Raw genomic sequence first — 15413 nt, 5'->3', positions numbered from 1 at the left:
TTGGATAATTTGCTAATTCTTCTCTTACTTCTGGATACTCATAAATGTCCGCCATTTTCTGTACAAAATCTTCACCATTTGTAAATTCTGCCAATGCCTTATCTATAAAATTCATCTATGCTTGCCTTCTTCCATAAATCACAATCCAAACCTAATCCCACACAATTTCCAGACATTGATAATTCTCTGGGATTTCCGGTATATAGGAATAATACAAAACAGGTTCTGATTCTGTTACTCCATCCGAACACAGCCAGTCGCAATCCGCAATATTTTCCAATTCATCGGCTTCCATGTCTGTACACACTATAATGGAATCCCCAACAAGGTTTAAACGTTCCATTCCGTCCTCTTCCACAATTTCTGTATCATCATGTAACGCAACACGCACCCATGCTACATTTGGCAGTTTCTCAATCTCCCGTAATTTTTTCCACATTTCATCCAGTGTTGGGCGTCCATCTTCCCACTGGTTTGGAGCAATCGAATCTTCTTCTGAATTTCCATCAAAAAATTCATCCAGCGTTAATAATGGAAACTTATCCCCATTTTCTTCTAATATTTTTTTGAATACCTCAAGTGCTATCATAAATACAACATCCCCTCTTTCAAATGATATTTCTATATGGCAGTTTTCCTACTTTATGCTTTTGTATCTCTTTCTCACATATTTCATGAAGCCTTTCACAATCACTTGACTCCTCGCGATTTTTTACAAACCATCCTTCTACTCCTCTATCTTTATTTCTAAAAAAAGGATGATTTTTATCCTTTTGCACATTATTCCAAATATATTCAAGGATATCGTCAAGTATTTTCTTTTCTCCATACCAGCCACACACCAGTGCAATATCTTTATATTCTTCAAACGATTTTCTCTTTGGATTACTCAAAAAAAGTTTATATCCGTCTACAATTTTATCTAGTGGGACATCACCTTTAAGCGGGATCAACAATTTATTTTTTAACCTTTCTGCCGAAAACATATATCTTTCTTCATGTTTTTCTAACGCTATTGTTTCACTGGTACACTCTAATGATGTTGTAATGCTAGAATATTCTCCGCATAAATTATGTACATAAGCAACTGGTGTATAGTATGTATTTCTGACTACTTTTAAATAAATTCCTGTTATCAATGGTCCTAATCTGTTATCCATTTCAAGTAATTTTGTCTTTTTTAATTCTGGGAAAAGTTGCTGCCAGTCATCTGTTATCTTCTTTTTTGTTGCCACCGGTCCATTCCTCTCTTATTCCATATCTTACGATCCAATCCTCTTTATTTCTCAGCAGATAATATTTCTTTTAACTCATCAATCGTTTTATCCAAAATATCCGATGATATTGGATATTTTCCGGCTTCCCTATGCGCTATTGCTTCTTCCAGTCTTCTAAAAATTATCCATTGCATTTTGCAAATTATCTTTAAAAAACTTATAGAAATTATCAAAACGCTCCCGTATACCATCTTTATCATATTGACTCCATGATGAAATTTTTCCACTCACACTATCAATACAATAGTAAAATTCATCACAATCTTCTATAATGATATACTTCTCTGGCAAACCATTTTTTCTTTGTTCCAATGTTATTTCTACAAATTCTGGTTTCCCGTTCTTACAATACCCCATTATGTCGAACCAATATCCACCACAGCCATATTCTTTTAAAAACCATATAAAAGGATCTGGAATTTTTAAAGCTAACTTCTGTTCTGCCTGTGTTATTTCGGCATCTGTTGCTCTTTTTCCTAAAAAAGCATTTCCAAATATAGCCTGATTTTGTTGGATTATAAATTTTAATTCCTTTTGCTCTTTTGAATAACTTTCTTTGTGTGTTTCGTTCTTCTTTTTAAATTTTTCAAACAATCCCATACCTACATTATCTCCCTCTAACGTTTTTAATTTCTATAGCAGCAAAATCATCATTTTTATTTTCCAAATTTATAGCATTCAGGATACGATGTCTTCTGTATCAAAATATCTGCTTTTGATTCTGTAATCTGCTGCACTATAACACATGGCAGGGTATTTACCTGTTGGTAAAGAACACCCGTTGATATTGAAAGCGCAAATATCTTTTTCGTCTCTGCTAAAAATTTCAATTTTTCGTCTGGCAGTTTTGTGATATAAACATTTCCATACTCAGTATCGTCCTCCTCATCCATTTCACATCCATTTTCTACCCAGGACTTAAAGTTAAACCATTCTTCTGGTTCAGAGCTTCCTATTTCTGCAGCATCTAAAAATCCACACAGTACAGCTCCCTTTTCTGCTTTTATAATGAGTTCCCGATCGCCATTATCATTTCCTATGCTTATGTATCCGGGAGCATATTCTGCAAATTCATTACATTCACAACTTTCAACAATCCTTTGTGTATCGTATAATACACACAAATTCATAACCATCCCATTTGCATAACGTAAAAATTCTTTGTAGACTTTTGGCAGTTCCCCATTGATACGCTTCTCCGCAAAATCGATTTCTTCTTTGGTTACAGGATTATTTTTTTCTATATATTCCAAATTCTTTAGATTCATAAAAATACCCCATGCTTAATCTTTGATTTTCTTTTGTAATTTGTCTAAAAACCACAAACGCTTTATAATGTATACAGTTCTTTACTCATCTTTTTATACGATGCTTTCTCACAGAAAGATTTTCGTCTTCGGTTAATCATATCAATAACCATTTGTTGAGCAGATTCCTTTGAAGATAACTGACATTGAATGTTTTCAATACAGTAATTATAAAATTGTTCATGCCATTCAATATAATAATCCCCAGAATAAAAACTGTCCTTTAATCTTTGCAGATAATGTTCAAATACTTCCTTTCCTTCTTCAAAATCCCCTTTCATGAAACAGAGCATTGCCAGATGATATAACTCCCAGAATCGTCTATGTTCTGGCAGTTTCTCAACTTGCTCCTGCAAACAGGATTTTGCATATTCCATATCTGAAAATTTTCGATATTCGTCTATTTCCTTCAAAGCACTTTTTGCCAGTTTTTCTATGACAATCTGAAACGCCTCATCATCGTTTTTATATTCCACATAACCAACACCGGTACTAACATCACATCCATAGTTATATGATAGCATTTTGTTTAGGCTTTCTGTAGATTCCCATAAAAATGAGACTCCGGCATTCAAACTTGCCCCTTTAGAATAACCATTTGTTGCAAATTCAACGATAATGAAATAGTACCCATTATCATCTACCCAACTTCTTGAACTTCCTATTTGAAACAAATTTTCTGGCTCTAAAAATTCCTTAACAGTTGTTTTGATTATTTTATTATGTGGCAACATATAATGCCAGCTCCTTTACAATTCTACATTTTTATTTACCGATTTCTGCGGAATACAATTTAATTTTTTCACCATGAACTCAAATATTTCAGCCTCATATCCTGACGAATATAGCATTTGAAAATTATTGCACTGATGGATAATAATATACTTTTGTGTGTTTTCGAAAAAGTCAACCTTGAAATCTGCAGTCAATATTCCATTAAACGCAAGGCGTTTTACACCTTTTACTTTAATAAAATATTCACCACTTTTTTCATAAAAATCATAATCCAACGTATCATTTACATCATGTACTTTCAATTTTCGAACTATTTCATCTCGCGACAGTTCCGTCCGAAATATCAAATCCTGTCCCACATTTTTATATGTTCCATTAGAATATTTCACATATCTTTTCCAACGCATGACAATAATCAGTACGGAACAGACTGCCAATATACAAAAAAATATATAAAATACTGGAATCCTGTTCATCATGTTCCCTCGCTCTGTTTTACTAATTTTTCGCCATCTCTTTCCAATAGTTCTTCAACATTTCCAGTATTCTTTTGGCATCATCAATTTCCGTTTTCTGATTATATTCTCCCATTTCACTGAAAATTCCGGATTCACTTACAATCCCCAATAACCATTTCCCCAATAGATTCTTTTTATACTTGAAAACCAAACAATTTATACCGTCCTCATCTGCAAATGCATTTGTATATTCTATCTTCGTCGGTTTCTTTCCCAATTCACTTGGATCAGATAACCAATCTTCCAATTCTTCCATTGCATTTTTAATTGTTTTGTTCATAACCATACCTGCCTTGTCCCCCTTTTTCTGTTCTGGCCTTCTAATCTGGTTTTTGCATAGATCACATAAACGCTTCGGTTTTTTTAAGCTCCAAAAACTCTTTACCTGCCGCTGCTTGTTACTTTCATTTTACCATACTGCCTGCCTTTTTCCATCTATATTTTTGGCAAATATGGTGCATTGATTACTCTGATAAATATTCCTGGCTTTTGACATAAGTTGATATAATTATGTGTTTTTAGAAACAAAAAAGAGTACCCACATCTTTGTGAGTACACTCTCAATATAGCTTCTGCTTATTTACTTTGTGTTTTGATCACTGAATGTTTAGTTCACCGATCAGTTTTCTCCCATCTTCTGTCCGCTGCATTTTTACGGCATGATGATGAAACTGCACGATTTCTCCAACATCCACACTGATTCTATGATTCTCCCATTCGCTCTCCGGCTTTGGTGGCAACGGTTTTCCAAGAAGTGGTACAATGATTTTCGGATCTTCGCTTTGCTCCGAATGCCAAAATCCCGTAGTTTCATAGGTTGTATATACCTCAACCTCATCAATATGTATCCCAAGCACCCGTTCCAATGCGCAGACGTTAAAATAGCTGGCACGCGTTTTTTGCTTTATCTCATGCCACTTTTTATCATCAACTTTACTTTTCATTTCGATCAGATGCAAGATCCATTTTCCATCTTTTTTCTGGAGCAACACATGATCTACACTTCTTTGTAATTTCAGGGGACTTTCACGTTTAAGGAAATTACACTTCCCTTTGTGATCATAATCTTCACAGCATAAGTTATCTCCCTGAATGGTCACCTGCAGCTCGCTTCTGCCAGATTCGCTCTTTTCCTCCAAGCAGTAAGAATCATTTTCCGGAAGGAAAAAATCTTCTTCCAAAAACTTCTCAATTCCATATGCAATCCGTTCTTCTACCATTTATCAGTCCTCCTGAAATGCATACACTTCCTCTACAATCTTTTCGAGGGCATTATTGAATGTAGGCACAACGAATCCGTACTTTGTTGCTTCCAGCGCTTCTAAGTGTGTTTTTCCATTATTGTCTGGAACAAACTGATACATCTGAACATCTTCTCTGGAAAGCAGATCTTCTTTCCGGTATCCATATTCTTTCTGCAGTTCACTACTCCGCACATGGTTTTTCAATTTCATCATGTTATTGATATGCTGTAAAATCGTATCACTGTGCGTAGTGATCCATACCGGAATCCCAAGATTCATCATATTAATAAGCAATCGTGCCATTTTCTGCTGCAATTCTGGATGCAGATGTGCTTCCGGTTCTTCAATGATCATCGCATTAAAATTGATCCCGGATTTCAGCACCAACAGCAGCGGAGAAATCTCCGAAACAATGGAAGATGCCACATACAGTGGAAGCTCTTTCTCACTTCCCTCCGGTTGATATTTGATCACTGGCATCATATCTTTCTTTACGGACAGATTTCCCTTTGTCATCTGCTTTTCAATATATTCGATGATCTTTGCATACTTTTTGCTGTCTTTTTTATTGATTTCAAACTTTGTTATCAACTGCAAAAAATCTACATACGGAAGTGTCAGGGTACTTGTGTTATCCTGCAATTCCGGTGAAAAACTAATCTGCAGTGAATTTTCAATCAACTGGGCATACGTGAGCATAAATCCGGTTCTTGATGCCGGTAAGTAAATTGGTTCCCCATTCCGTCTGCCCTTTACGACCGGCGTATACCATGGTGCTGCAATTCCTTCCATTAATAAATTCCAGCAGATATAAGCATTCATACGGAGTAATTCTTCCCGGTTTGCCGCTTCCACTTCTGGGAATTTAATATATCCGCCTGTGACAGAATATCTGGATGCAGACGCATCCCAAACCATCTTGATCGGATGATTCCTCTCATAATGTGTGATCTTTAGTTTTTCAATCTCAACCTCATAGTTAAAAATTTTTTTTACCAGAGCTTTTTTCTGTGTACTCAGTAATTCATTAAACCAGGTTATATACAGGTCTATCGCATCATCCGTCAGTGCAGTTTCTGTGTTAAGATGTTCTTTTAACCAGCTTTCGCACTGCTTGTATGCCTTTGCTTCAGAGGGCTTCTTTGGGAAAATATCTTTACCTAAAGTCAATATTCCCCATAAAATACTCATCAAATAACTTTTTCCGCTATTGTTATCACCCACAAAACACATTAACGGTGCGATCGTAACATCTGCACTTTTTATTTTTGCAAAATTTTCAACGTGGAGTGTCCATTTTTTATCCATTCCCGTCTCCTCTCCCATCAGGTTGCTTTTTTGCTCTAGGATAACCCCTGTTTTCTGCCTGACATCTTTATCATTTAATACTACCATATGCCATCCCTTTTTTCAAATTATTCGCACATCATCATAGGGAAACTGCCGCTTCCACGAACAAACATTCATGGAGCGGCAGCTTCATTTTTCCCTATATGACAGTTTTTAGTTTTCTTTCATTATGCGCTACTTTCCGCATCCGGTTCCCATCCATAAGCCGGAATCCTAGATAGGAGTTTCTACGCTCCATACGGTTGCCAGATGCATACCATAGCGTTTCTTCGTTTCCAACGATCACCAGCTTTTTCCTGGCGCGCGTCATAGCAGTATACAGAAGGTTCTTCTGCCGCATGCGACCAAAGATCTTGGTGAATGGCAGGATCACGCAATCGTATTCGCTGCCCTGAGCTTTATGCACTGTCAATGCATACGCTAACTCCAGCATGGAAAATTCTTCTGACGTGTAAGTACGTTCCACGCCCGTCTCATACAAGATCGTCAGTTTCCGTTCCGTCTGGTTGATCTCTGTAATGTAACCAACATCTCCGTTGCTTACATCCTCTTCATTTTCCAGATGCATCACTTTATCCCCCTTGCGGAAACACCGGCTTCCAACCAGCAGTTCAACCGTTCCTGCCGTTTTCGGGTTCATAAGTTCCTGCAGCACCCGGTTTAGCTGGATACACCCAAGCTTTGTTTTACTTCGAAACGGTGTGAGCACCTGCATGGCTTTTGAGGAAATCCCCTGTTTTTGCAGAGCGCGGATCACCTGGAGCAGACCGTCCAGTGTATCCTCTTCCTGCCAGGTCTGGCAGAGCATACAGTCTGTGTTCCATAAAAACCTGCCCCGTCCGCGGTTGACACAGCTTGCATTGGTAAGAATCGCACTCCCCTGTTTCTGCCGGAAGGTTTTTGTTAGATAAGTAACCGGAAACACCTGGCTTCCGATCAGGTCAGCAAACACATTTCCTGCCTGTACACTGGGAAGCTGGTCACAATCTCCGATCAACACCAGCCGCGTCCCCTTATCCAATGCTTTCAGCAATGCATACAGTAACTGCATGCTCACCATGGAACACTCATCAACGATCACTAGGTCTGTACTTAGTTTTAATTCCTCTTCTTCCTCACGTTCCTGCTCCTCCTGACGGATCTCAAGCAAGTGGTGCATCGTGACTGCAACTTTTCCGGTACTCTCCGCCATTTTTCGGGCAGCACGCCCGGTAGGGGCACACAAGGTGAGTTTTCCTTCCGGATGCAGCATTTCTTCTGCACAGATCAGTACTTGTAAGAGACATGTCTTTCCAGTTCCCGGTCCACCAGTAATGATGCTCACTGTTTCTGTCAGCGCATATGAAACGGCGTTTCTCTGCTCCTTTGAGAGTGCCAATTTTTGCCGTTTTTCTGCTTCCACTAATGCTGCATCGATCTTATCTTTCGTTAATTTCTGCTTTTGTCCGTCCCATAAAAGTCTCAGCAGTTTTTCTGCTGACTCACTTTCTGCAAGGTACATCGGTTTCCGGTAAAGCACACCGCAGTCATAGATCAACGTCTGGTTTTTCACCAGGTACACAAGTCCTGCTTGCATGTATGGGAAAAACACTGACCGGTCACACCCCGGTGTCCGCAGGATATTCACTGCCTTTTCAAACAAGTCTTCCTTCTGCATAAATACATGTCCATTTTGTTCATTCTGTTGCATGACAGCGGACAGAGCAAAACAGATCCGGTCACCATGGATCGGATCAAATCCTTCTCTTTGTTTTTGCACTGCATCAATCATGGCAAAGGTGATCCCTTCACACATGCAGAGCAGATATGGACGGCTTTGTAACACCGAAAGCGCATCCGGTATCCCGGAAAATTTTTGATAGACTTCTTGTGTTTTTCCACTTGGAATCCGATAGTCTGCCAAAAACTGCACATATTCATGTAACTCCTGGCATTTTTTAAAAGACGCAACGATCTTTTCCGCTTTCGTCTCCGAGATTCCCTGTACCGCAGCTAACCGGATGGGATCACGCATGGCTTGGAATGTTTCTGCCCCAAATGTATCCACGATGCGGTCTGCCGTTGCACTTCCTATTTCAGCAATCCCACTGCTCACCAGATACCGTTTCATGCCTTCCGGTGTCGTTGGTAATACTTCTTCGCAAAATGTAACCTGAAACTGCTTTCCATATTTCTTATGTTGGGAATATGTCCCATGCAGGACACATTCCCCTTCCGTACACAGCAGGGAACCAACGGCCGTCAGTTCTTCCCCGGATTCCGTCTCATAGACCACCACCTGGTAATCATCAAACTCACAGCGCACCTGCACGGGCACTGCCCGGATAGCCAGCTCCTGCATGACTCATTCCTCCTCGCCGCATACTGCAGTAATCGTCAATCCCTTTTTTGTTTCCAAGCCACAGACCGCTGACCGGATCTCTGTCCCAGTGATAGGATCTGCCGATCAGACCTGCCTTGGCAATTACTTTTTGCAGGGAATCCTGTGCTTCCTGGATCATCTGCCTTTTTCGTTCCTTATATCTGCAACTTCCATCCGGGCAGTAGGCTTCACGCCCGCCTGACTGTATGCAGGCAGCACACTTCTTGGCTTCATAGTCCCGCATGCAGGCTACCGGCATATACTTGTCCATGTCGTAGGCTTCATAGGCAATCTTATGATGATGCTGCTTTAGAAGCTCCTTCAATCCGCCAAGGACATTCACCCCCGGCACTCCGATCACACTGACACCGATATCCGAAAGCAGACAGTACGTTACATATGCTTTTAAAATACCCTCTGTGATGATGACAAACTCTGCATCCGGATCGCCATAAAAGCAGACCGGGGCTCCGGACGAAATTCCTGCCCTTTTGCCGGAACTGGATAACCAGATATACTTCTGCTTTTTCGGGTTACGCAGCCGGATCTGCATCCCGACCAAATATCCATCCTGCAGCACCGGACAAAAGTAGCCTTCTGCCCATACATTTAACTGCCAGTTACCTGCTGCATTTTTATAAAAACCTGGTACGTTTTCCAGCATACAACCTTCCCTCTTTAAAATCCGGCAGATGCCCACCGGATCAGATGGCACAGACCGAAACAATCCCGCCTCTATCTCTGCATCAGTAAGCATCCGGCGTTGCAGGTCCAATCGGTCTATCGTCTGCAACGTCAGATGACGTAACAAGCTCCGGTAGGTATGGTCTAACACGTTCACCGGAGCTTTGGTCTTTTCTGTTTTTCTGTCTGTTTCTTCCACCCGTTTTTTTGGGGTGTGATCCCTGTGCCCTTTTTCAAGCGCATCCCTCAGATCTGCATATGCACGTTTATAACGATCGGCTCCGACATATCCGGCTTTCTGATCCAGATACAAATCCAGCATATTTCCATGCCTGCCGCAGGAAAAACACTGGAATACATTTTTTTCCTTTCCATCCTTTCTGATACAGATTGTATTTTTTCCTCGCCGGTCGCCGCAGTACGGACAGCAGATGGGAATGGAATCCCCACCTGTATCCTGTAATTTTTCAATTCCAAGGTAGTCTGCAACCTCGCTGATATTAAAACTCATGAAATCATATCCTTTCTGCATCTTAGTGAATGTGATACCCGATACCACGTTGTGTCAAAAACTGGCAGACTTCTTCCTGGTGTACCCTGTGCACCGTAAACGTACACAGTTCTGCCGCCTGTGTCTGCAAAATGGGTTGCTGCACTGACCGTTGGATCGGTGCATTCCCCCGCTGTACCGGTTGCTGCCGCTGCATCCCCTGCCGGATACCATATGCCGGTCGCGGCATTCCCTGTCCGGATGTGGCGGCTGCCCGCCCTCCTGACATTGTGCTTTCACCTGTCGGAATACCGGTCTGGTAACTCATCCCGGCTCTTTGTACCGGCATGGTCTGTGTCTGCCTTTGCATCTGCTTCTGCATACGAAGATAGGTCTGTTGCTCCAGCTCCTGTTGCTTTTGCTGCATCTGCTTCTGTGCCGCTTCCTGTTCTTCTTTCCGTACAGCCGCTTCCCGCTCTCTGGCATAAGATTCTGCCTGTTGCATTACCTGCCTGGTTTCTGCTTCCACGCGTGCCTGTGCTTTTGCTGCTTCTTCTGCAGCAATGCGTATCCGCTCCCGCTCAAGTGCTTCCGCTTCTGCCTTTTTCTTGGTTATATAGGTAATCGCATCCTGCAAGTTTAAGTCCACTTCATACAATTTTCGTGCCGCCTCAAAATCATCTTCACCCGCAAGCTGCCCTAAGAGCATTATATTTTTCTGGTAAGACTGGATCGCTTCTGTGATCGCCATCTTCCAGTTTTTTTTGCTGCAGCTTTTGTTCAGCCATTTCTCGTCATAGATCTGTGTCCACAGATCATAGGTGATCCCTGCTTCTGCCACTGCCTCCTGGTAATATTTTGTGATCTCTGCCTCTCGCTCCTGCTTTTCGATACGCGCATATTCCTTGATTTTCCCATCCAGAGTATCGCAGGACTCCTTGATCATTGCCAGCAGCTCATCTGCCGCCATCTCAAATGCAGTATATGGTTCCAGGAACTGCTCCTTGACCACTCGTTTTCTCTCTTTAAGGGCATCACTCAGTTTGTTTAACGTAGCCCGCCCCTCTTTCATCTGTTTTATGGCGTCATCACCAGTATAATTGTTCAGATTATACTTCTGTAGTTTTTGGGCAAGCCATTGTTTCGTCTCGTCGAAATTGGTCTGGATTGCGCCGGGGGTGATCTTCGCTACAATTTGTAACTGTTCCATTTTTTCTGTCCTCTCTTTCTTATTTTTTATAGATTTTCTACCTGCACCGTTTTCATCACATAATACAGTTTTGCATCTCCTTTAGAGATACGGATTCCGTCTCTATGTTCCGCGATCGCCGCACCGGAAAAATATATTTCCGACACCGTCCGGATCAGATGGAACCGGAATCTTGCTTCCGCTTCATCTGCCGTTGCCAGGATCACCCTGCTCCCATAGGATTCCGGTTTACTCCAAACCGTATAGATCATGTAATACTCTATGGTTTCCTCTTCCAGATCTTCCTCATAGGCCTTCGACCAGGTTTCCCACAAAAACAGATACAGGATCGCCGCGATAACAAATGCCACGATCCCTGCCATGAATACACACAGTGAGACATCCATTCCTTTTAGAATATCAACCATCTTCTTTTCCCCTTTCCATTGAAAATTGTAAAAACGGTTCCATCGGTATCTCAAACAGTTCACAGATCAGTTCGGCTTTTCCCTGCCGGTATTTTCCATATCCATGCTGTTTTCCGGTTACGTTGGTTCCGATTTCATACACTTCTGCTGCATATTTTTTATGTTTCTGCCAGAAGCTTTCCATTTTTAACACATTCGTTTCCATTGTTTAGCCAGCACTCCCTCCTGCTTCGACAGATGCCGCTGTAATTTCAGGAACATCCGTTCCCGCTCAATACCACTGTGGATCTCCTTCCATAAAGCCATCCTATCCCCCTGCTTCGCATACAGCTTCTGACAGGATAGTTGCTGACACCGGGCATTACACGCCAACGCTTCATTCACAATCTCCAAAAGATTCAGACAGCGTGAAAAACAGGCATCTTCTCCCGGACGGATCACAAAAAATCCATTAACCCGTATCGAAAGTTTATATCCCTGTCCCAGTAAAAACTGCAGCAATACAGACCATTCATTTTCAAAAAAGCCCAGGCTTGGCTCCAGCATCTGTGCATGTGTTTGTAATGCTTTCATGTTCTAATCTTTCCTCTGCCTTCTGCACGTTATATTCTCCGACCAGACGGTCGATGGTCTCTCTCCATAAAAAAAATTCCAGTTCGATCCGTCTAAAATGTTCCTTCCGGTAGATCATCTGGCAGATTTTCTCCTCTTCCTGTGTGGTCAGGCTTAAAAATTGCCTCATAAACCACTGATATTTCTGCTCATCTTTCAACTTAGGCAGGTGATATTCGGAAAGCATCCGTTTTTGTATGACCTTAATCCGCTGCCGGATCTGCTGCCATAACTGTGCATATGCTCTGGCGTACCTTTGATCCCATTCAAGATTTGGAACAAGCTCCCGGTTTTTGTTCAGGATATAAATCTCATCCTGCAATTTCTGGAAACGCTGCCGCAGATCCATACTCTTGACACAGTCCTGAAAAACCGCATAATCCATGGCATCCCCTCCTTTCTCTATGTTAGTTTCATTTATCAAATAAACAGGATTGCTCCCGATTGTAATTGGATTCCGAGCGCAGACAACGCTCCACATGATAAGAAATAGTTCTCGCTATTTTTTAGACGTTCTGTATATACAGAATAGATGACCTCTATTAATAGAAATACGTCAGTTCTTCTTTTTCGGAAACTTAAAACATCCCCTGGCAAAATGCCGGAGGATGTTTCATTCCGTTAGATGATATGTTTTTTTCTCAAAATCTCTTTGATTGCGATGATTCGCTTGCAGATATACTGCTTGGATACTCCTACGCTTTCCGCAATCTCCGAGCGTGTCATGTCATTGTCGGCATACTCAAAAACATAATCAATGATCTGCCGGTCGGTCTCATTCTGAAGCACCTCAATGACCATATTTTCAAATTCACGATTCATCACTTCCTGACACACTTCGGATTCCAGATCATAATCGTATTTTAACTGTTTTGTCCACTTTTCATCGTCATTTCGTGGATGATCCAGAGATTTGATTCTTGCTCTTTGCAATGCTTCCAGCAGATTTCTGGTTACATTTTCGCTTTCCCCGATTATTTCCGCAAGTTCCGCGATCGTAGGTCGCCTTCCATGAAGCAGCTCATAGTCCATGCAGGCACTCTGCAACTGTTGGGTTTTTTTCACGATCCTGGAAGATCGTTTGATCGTTCCATCTTCCGATAGATATCTGGAAACATATTTTCTCACCCAGATGGTTAAGTAAGTCGTAAAACTCGCATTTTTGGTGACATCGAATCGCATGATTGCCTCATACAATCCAAGCATTCCTTCCTGCACGCAATCTTCAATTTCCCCTTCCATATAATCCTTGAAACTGTAATAATGCGAAACAATGTAGAATACATACTTCATATAAGCCAGGTATAAAATATTTCTGGCATCTACATTTCCCGCCTGGGCTTCCGAAACCAAAAGATAGGTATCTTCTTTCGGACTAATATCCGGCACCTGCAATGCCCATAGTGCATAGTCACGTATTTCTCTCTTATGTTGAAAAATAGAGTTCACTTTTTTATTCCCTGCCATTTTTCTCCCTTCCTTCCTTGCGAAACGAATAGAGTTATGATTCTTTTGTTACGAAATCTCCGCTAAAAAATCTGTCTCCATCTTTCGTCTGTCATTCTCATACTGTCGTGTAAAGATCCGCTCTTCCCGGAAAAATTCTGCATGCATTTGTTTTGTAAGTTTGGAAATCTCGCCTAAAAAGTTTTCTGTATAATATTTGCTTTTCACTTCTGGCAGATGATAATCCCATAAGATATGGCTCAATGGTGCTAACGGGATTCCCGTAATATGTGAGACCAAATCCATACTGAAATTCCGGTCAACATATAATTCCGCGATTTCCCGAATAGACCATTTTTCTTTTAATCGGTACATTACTTTTCTATACGGATTCGCCATTTTTACTCCTTTTCATACTAAATCATAAAATCATTTCTAGTCATTTGAGATTATGATAACCATACCAGGCAAACATCACCGGTAACTTCAGTTTGTCTGCTGCACGCCGCATACTTACTGTAATATAGCTGGTAGTTATGCCAAGTTCTTTCGCTGTTTCTGCTTTTGAAATCCCTCGCACCTCATTACAGATTGCAAGGATTCCATACTGTATCGTTTTTGGAGCATCCATATATACCTTCATCATCTCCTTTTCTACTTCCAGATAGTCCACCGCAAACTCCGCTGCACGTAATTCACTTTCTACATCCTGTCTACATGACAACTGTTCCTCTAATTTATTGCTTCCATATTCCTGGTATATATTCCGGTTTTTCCGAAAAATACTCATCAAACGATGCCTGATTCTGCTATAAGCGTAATTATGGAGACTTTTTCCTTTTGTGTGATCATACGAATCTACAGACTGTAAGTATTCAATATACGCCTCCTGATAAAAATCTTCTATATCCATATATTTCGCAAATATTGCACTTTTACGAACAATACTTCTGGTCATATATCGGATTTCTTCCATGTTTGCCAATAATTCTTTTTCTGCATTCTTACCTAACATGTTCCGCATCTCCTTTCTAACAAAGATTTCAGAATCTGTTGTACCAGTCGGCAATAATAAATCCCTGAGCTTGCAATGTGTAACTGGTCTCTCTGCAGACCCATCCGGTCTTCCAGGTAACGATAGACGCTATGCTGATCCATACCGCTCTCCACCACTTTTTTGATAACCCTGTGAGCTTCAATCCGCTCATGTCGTAGTTGTGCATCGGCAAGTGTTCCCGCTGGTTTCGTGCTACCTTTGATTGTGCTTACATAAGAATCGCACTGTGGAAATCTTGCGCATGCCCACGCATACCTTTCCGGATGAGTTGCGTCCTTCCCATAGATATCATAAAAATGAACTAATTTTGCTTTACTGCCACAATAAGGACATTTGATTTCTTTTTTTCTCATGTTTTACCTCCTTCACCTCTGCTTTTTTGCCCTCTTCCCGAAAAAAATCCAACAAAAAAAAGGACTGATTCATTTCCCTGTATTTTTACCAAGAAAATTTATCAATCCTTATCTTTGAATCTATTCTACCTAATTTGGGTTGTGTCTTGTCAATAGATTACTTCGTTATTTTCAAGAAATTAATTTTTCTGGATTGTAGCAATATGGCATCTTTCGTTCATTTTTATCGGATCAGATTTCTCTGATTCCTTAGTGCTATATATACGTCACTTTGTATTTTGCGTCAACTTAACTACAAGATGTAGATACATTCACATTTCACACCTGTATTGTAAGCGTCAAATAAAACAGTGTATAGAAA

The 15413-nt window shown here is 40.9% G+C and carries 20 protein-coding genes; all 20 read right to left on the bottom strand.

Annotated features, from left to right (window positions below; genetic code table 11):
* Positions 1-151: 151 nt before the first annotated feature.
* On the bottom strand, positions 152-589 hold the full coding sequence (locus tag HMPREF0373_RS06190; RefSeq protein WP_021738796.1) for a hypothetical protein: 438 nt from the start codon (positions 587-589) through the stop codon (positions 152-154).
* Positions 590-608: 19 nt separating this feature from the next.
* Positions 609-1235: a hypothetical protein gene (locus tag HMPREF0373_RS06185; protein ID WP_021738795.1), complete on the bottom strand. Its 627-nt coding sequence runs from the start codon at positions 1233-1235 to the stop codon at positions 609-611.
* A 156-nt stretch (positions 1236-1391) separates the two neighbouring features.
* Positions 1392-1877 (bottom strand): SMI1/KNR4 family protein, encoded by a 486-nt coding sequence (locus HMPREF0373_RS06180; RefSeq protein WP_021738793.1) that lies wholly within the window; start codon positions 1875-1877, stop codon positions 1392-1394.
* Between the two features lie 56 nt (positions 1878-1933).
* Positions 1934-2545 (bottom strand): SMI1/KNR4 family protein, encoded by a 612-nt coding sequence (locus HMPREF0373_RS06175; protein ID WP_021738792.1) that lies wholly within the window; start codon positions 2543-2545, stop codon positions 1934-1936.
* 62 nt (positions 2546-2607) lie between these two features.
* Entirely contained in the window at positions 2608-3318 is a 711-nt protein-coding gene (locus HMPREF0373_RS06170; protein ID WP_021738791.1) for a hypothetical protein, read from the bottom strand.
* 15 nt (positions 3319-3333) lie between these two features.
* Positions 3334-3708: a hypothetical protein gene (locus HMPREF0373_RS06165; RefSeq protein WP_242831190.1), complete on the bottom strand. Its 375-nt coding sequence runs from the start codon at positions 3706-3708 to the stop codon at positions 3334-3336.
* A 109-nt stretch (positions 3709-3817) separates the two neighbouring features.
* The gene (locus HMPREF0373_RS06160) at positions 3818-4117 is read right to left on the bottom strand and encodes a hypothetical protein (RefSeq protein WP_147597872.1); all 300 of its coding nucleotides are present in this window, start codon (positions 4115-4117) and stop codon (positions 3818-3820) included.
* A 316-nt stretch (positions 4118-4433) separates the two neighbouring features.
* Complete coding sequence (locus tag HMPREF0373_RS06155; RefSeq protein ID WP_021738788.1) at positions 4434-5057, bottom strand: hypothetical protein; 624 nt, start codon at positions 5055-5057, stop codon at positions 4434-4436.
* Positions 5058-5060: 3 nt separating this feature from the next.
* Entirely contained in the window at positions 5061-6476 is a 1416-nt protein-coding gene (locus tag HMPREF0373_RS06150) for an AAA family ATPase (protein ID WP_021738787.1), read from the bottom strand.
* Between the two features lie 94 nt (positions 6477-6570).
* Positions 6571-8772, bottom strand: coding sequence for an SF1B family DNA helicase RecD2 (recD2, locus tag HMPREF0373_RS06145; protein WP_044963177.1), 2202 nt, complete (start codon positions 8770-8772; stop codon positions 6571-6573).
* Positions 8726-9988: a hypothetical protein gene (locus HMPREF0373_RS06140; protein ID WP_147597871.1), complete on the bottom strand. Its 1263-nt coding sequence runs from the start codon at positions 9986-9988 to the stop codon at positions 8726-8728. Before HMPREF0373_RS06140 ends, recD2 begins: the two co-directional genes overlap by 47 nt.
* 22 nt (positions 9989-10010) lie before the next feature.
* Complete coding sequence (locus tag HMPREF0373_RS06135; protein WP_021738784.1) at positions 10011-11177, bottom strand: DUF1351 domain-containing protein; 1167 nt, start codon at positions 11175-11177, stop codon at positions 10011-10013.
* Between the two features lie 26 nt (positions 11178-11203).
* The gene (locus HMPREF0373_RS06130; RefSeq protein WP_021738783.1) at positions 11204-11584 is read right to left on the bottom strand and encodes a hypothetical protein; all 381 of its coding nucleotides are present in this window, start codon (positions 11582-11584) and stop codon (positions 11204-11206) included.
* Positions 11577-11789 (bottom strand): hypothetical protein, encoded by a 213-nt coding sequence (locus HMPREF0373_RS06125; protein WP_021738782.1) that lies wholly within the window; start codon positions 11787-11789, stop codon positions 11577-11579. Before HMPREF0373_RS06125 ends, HMPREF0373_RS06130 begins: the two co-directional genes overlap by 8 nt.
* Positions 11771-12157: a hypothetical protein gene (locus HMPREF0373_RS06120; RefSeq protein WP_022036568.1), complete on the bottom strand. Its 387-nt coding sequence runs from the start codon at positions 12155-12157 to the stop codon at positions 11771-11773. Before HMPREF0373_RS06120 ends, HMPREF0373_RS06125 begins: the two co-directional genes overlap by 19 nt.
* Positions 12102-12581 carry a hypothetical protein gene (locus HMPREF0373_RS06115; RefSeq protein ID WP_044963172.1) on the bottom strand — a complete coding sequence of 160 codons (480 nt, stop codon included), beginning with the start codon at positions 12579-12581 and terminating at the stop codon, positions 12102-12104. The genes HMPREF0373_RS06120 and HMPREF0373_RS06115 overlap by 56 nt, the downstream gene beginning before the upstream one ends.
* Positions 12582-12817: 236 nt before the next feature.
* Complete coding sequence (locus tag HMPREF0373_RS06110) at positions 12818-13663, bottom strand: sigma-70 family RNA polymerase sigma factor (protein ID WP_021738779.1); 846 nt, start codon at positions 13661-13663, stop codon at positions 12818-12820.
* A gap of 48 nt (positions 13664-13711) precedes the next feature.
* Positions 13712-14041 carry a hypothetical protein gene (locus HMPREF0373_RS06105; RefSeq protein ID WP_021738778.1) on the bottom strand — a complete coding sequence of 110 codons (330 nt, stop codon included), beginning with the start codon at positions 14039-14041 and terminating at the stop codon, positions 13712-13714.
* Between the two features lie 40 nt (positions 14042-14081).
* Positions 14082-14657, bottom strand: a complete 576-nt coding sequence (locus HMPREF0373_RS06100) for a sigma-70 family RNA polymerase sigma factor (protein WP_021738777.1) — start codon at positions 14655-14657, stop codon at positions 14082-14084.
* Positions 14651-15052, bottom strand: a complete 402-nt coding sequence (locus HMPREF0373_RS06095) for a zinc-finger-containing protein (RefSeq protein WP_021738776.1) — start codon at positions 15050-15052, stop codon at positions 14651-14653. The genes HMPREF0373_RS06100 and HMPREF0373_RS06095 overlap by 7 nt, the downstream gene beginning before the upstream one ends.
* Positions 15053-15413: the final 361 nt, after the last annotated feature.

Origin of the sequence: Eubacterium ramulus ATCC 29099 (genome assembly GCF_000469345.1) — a bacterium.
GTDB lineage: Bacteria > Bacillota > Clostridia > Lachnospirales > Lachnospiraceae > Eubacterium_I > Eubacterium_I ramulus.
The sequence above is the reverse complement of the archived record's forward strand: the minus strand, read 5'-3'. Positions and strand labels throughout refer to the sequence as shown.

What these genes read in the sequence shown, in the direction of transcription:
- HMPREF0373_RS06190 (WP_021738796.1), bottom strand. Translation starts at nt 589, where the DNA reads ATGATAGCACTTGAGGTATTCAAAAAAATATTAGAAGAAAATGGGGAT.
- HMPREF0373_RS06125 (WP_021738782.1), bottom strand. Translation starts at nt 11,789, where the DNA reads ATGGAAACGAATGTGTTAAAAATGGAAAGCTTCTGGCAGAAACATAAA.
- HMPREF0373_RS06160 (WP_147597872.1), bottom strand. Translation starts at nt 4,117, where the DNA reads ATGAACAAAACAATTAAAAATGCAATGGAAGAATTGGAAGATTGGTTA.
- HMPREF0373_RS06130 (WP_021738783.1), bottom strand. Translation starts at nt 11,584, where the DNA reads ATGGTTGATATTCTAAAAGGAATGGATGTCTCACTGTGTGTATTCATG.
- HMPREF0373_RS06150 (WP_021738787.1), bottom strand. Translation starts at nt 6,476, where the DNA reads ATGGTAGTATTAAATGATAAAGATGTCAGGCAGAAAACAGGGGTTATC.
- recD2 (WP_044963177.1), bottom strand. Translation starts at nt 8,772, where the DNA reads ATGCAGGAGCTGGCTATCCGGGCAGTGCCCGTGCAGGTGCGCTGTGAG.
- HMPREF0373_RS06110 (WP_021738779.1), bottom strand. Translation starts at nt 13,663, where the DNA reads ATGGCAGGGAATAAAAAAGTGAACTCTATTTTTCAACATAAGAGAGAA.
- HMPREF0373_RS06100 (WP_021738777.1), bottom strand. Translation starts at nt 14,657, where the DNA reads ATGTTAGGTAAGAATGCAGAAAAAGAATTATTGGCAAACATGGAAGAA.
- HMPREF0373_RS06170 (WP_021738791.1), bottom strand. Translation starts at nt 3,318, where the DNA reads ATGTTGCCACATAATAAAATAATCAAAACAACTGTTAAGGAATTTTTA.
- HMPREF0373_RS06095 (WP_021738776.1), bottom strand. Translation starts at nt 15,052, where the DNA reads ATGAGAAAAAAAGAAATCAAATGTCCTTATTGTGGCAGTAAAGCAAAA.
- HMPREF0373_RS06105 (WP_021738778.1), bottom strand. Translation starts at nt 14,041, where the DNA reads ATGGCGAATCCGTATAGAAAAGTAATGTACCGATTAAAAGAAAAATGG.
- HMPREF0373_RS06135 (WP_021738784.1), bottom strand. Translation starts at nt 11,177, where the DNA reads ATGGAACAGTTACAAATTGTAGCGAAGATCACCCCCGGCGCAATCCAG.
- HMPREF0373_RS06120 (WP_022036568.1), bottom strand. Translation starts at nt 12,157, where the DNA reads ATGAAAGCATTACAAACACATGCACAGATGCTGGAGCCAAGCCTGGGC.
- HMPREF0373_RS06180 (WP_021738793.1), bottom strand. Translation starts at nt 1,877, where the DNA reads ATGGGATTGTTTGAAAAATTTAAAAAGAAGAACGAAACACACAAAGAA.
- HMPREF0373_RS06155 (WP_021738788.1), bottom strand. Translation starts at nt 5,057, where the DNA reads ATGGTAGAAGAACGGATTGCATATGGAATTGAGAAGTTTTTGGAAGAA.
- HMPREF0373_RS06175 (WP_021738792.1), bottom strand. Translation starts at nt 2,545, where the DNA reads ATGAATCTAAAGAATTTGGAATATATAGAAAAAAATAATCCTGTAACC.
- HMPREF0373_RS06140 (WP_147597871.1), bottom strand. Translation starts at nt 9,988, where the DNA reads ATGAGTTTTAATATCAGCGAGGTTGCAGACTACCTTGGAATTGAAAAA.
- HMPREF0373_RS06115 (WP_044963172.1), bottom strand. Translation starts at nt 12,581, where the DNA reads ATGGATTATGCGGTTTTTCAGGACTGTGTCAAGAGTATGGATCTGCGG.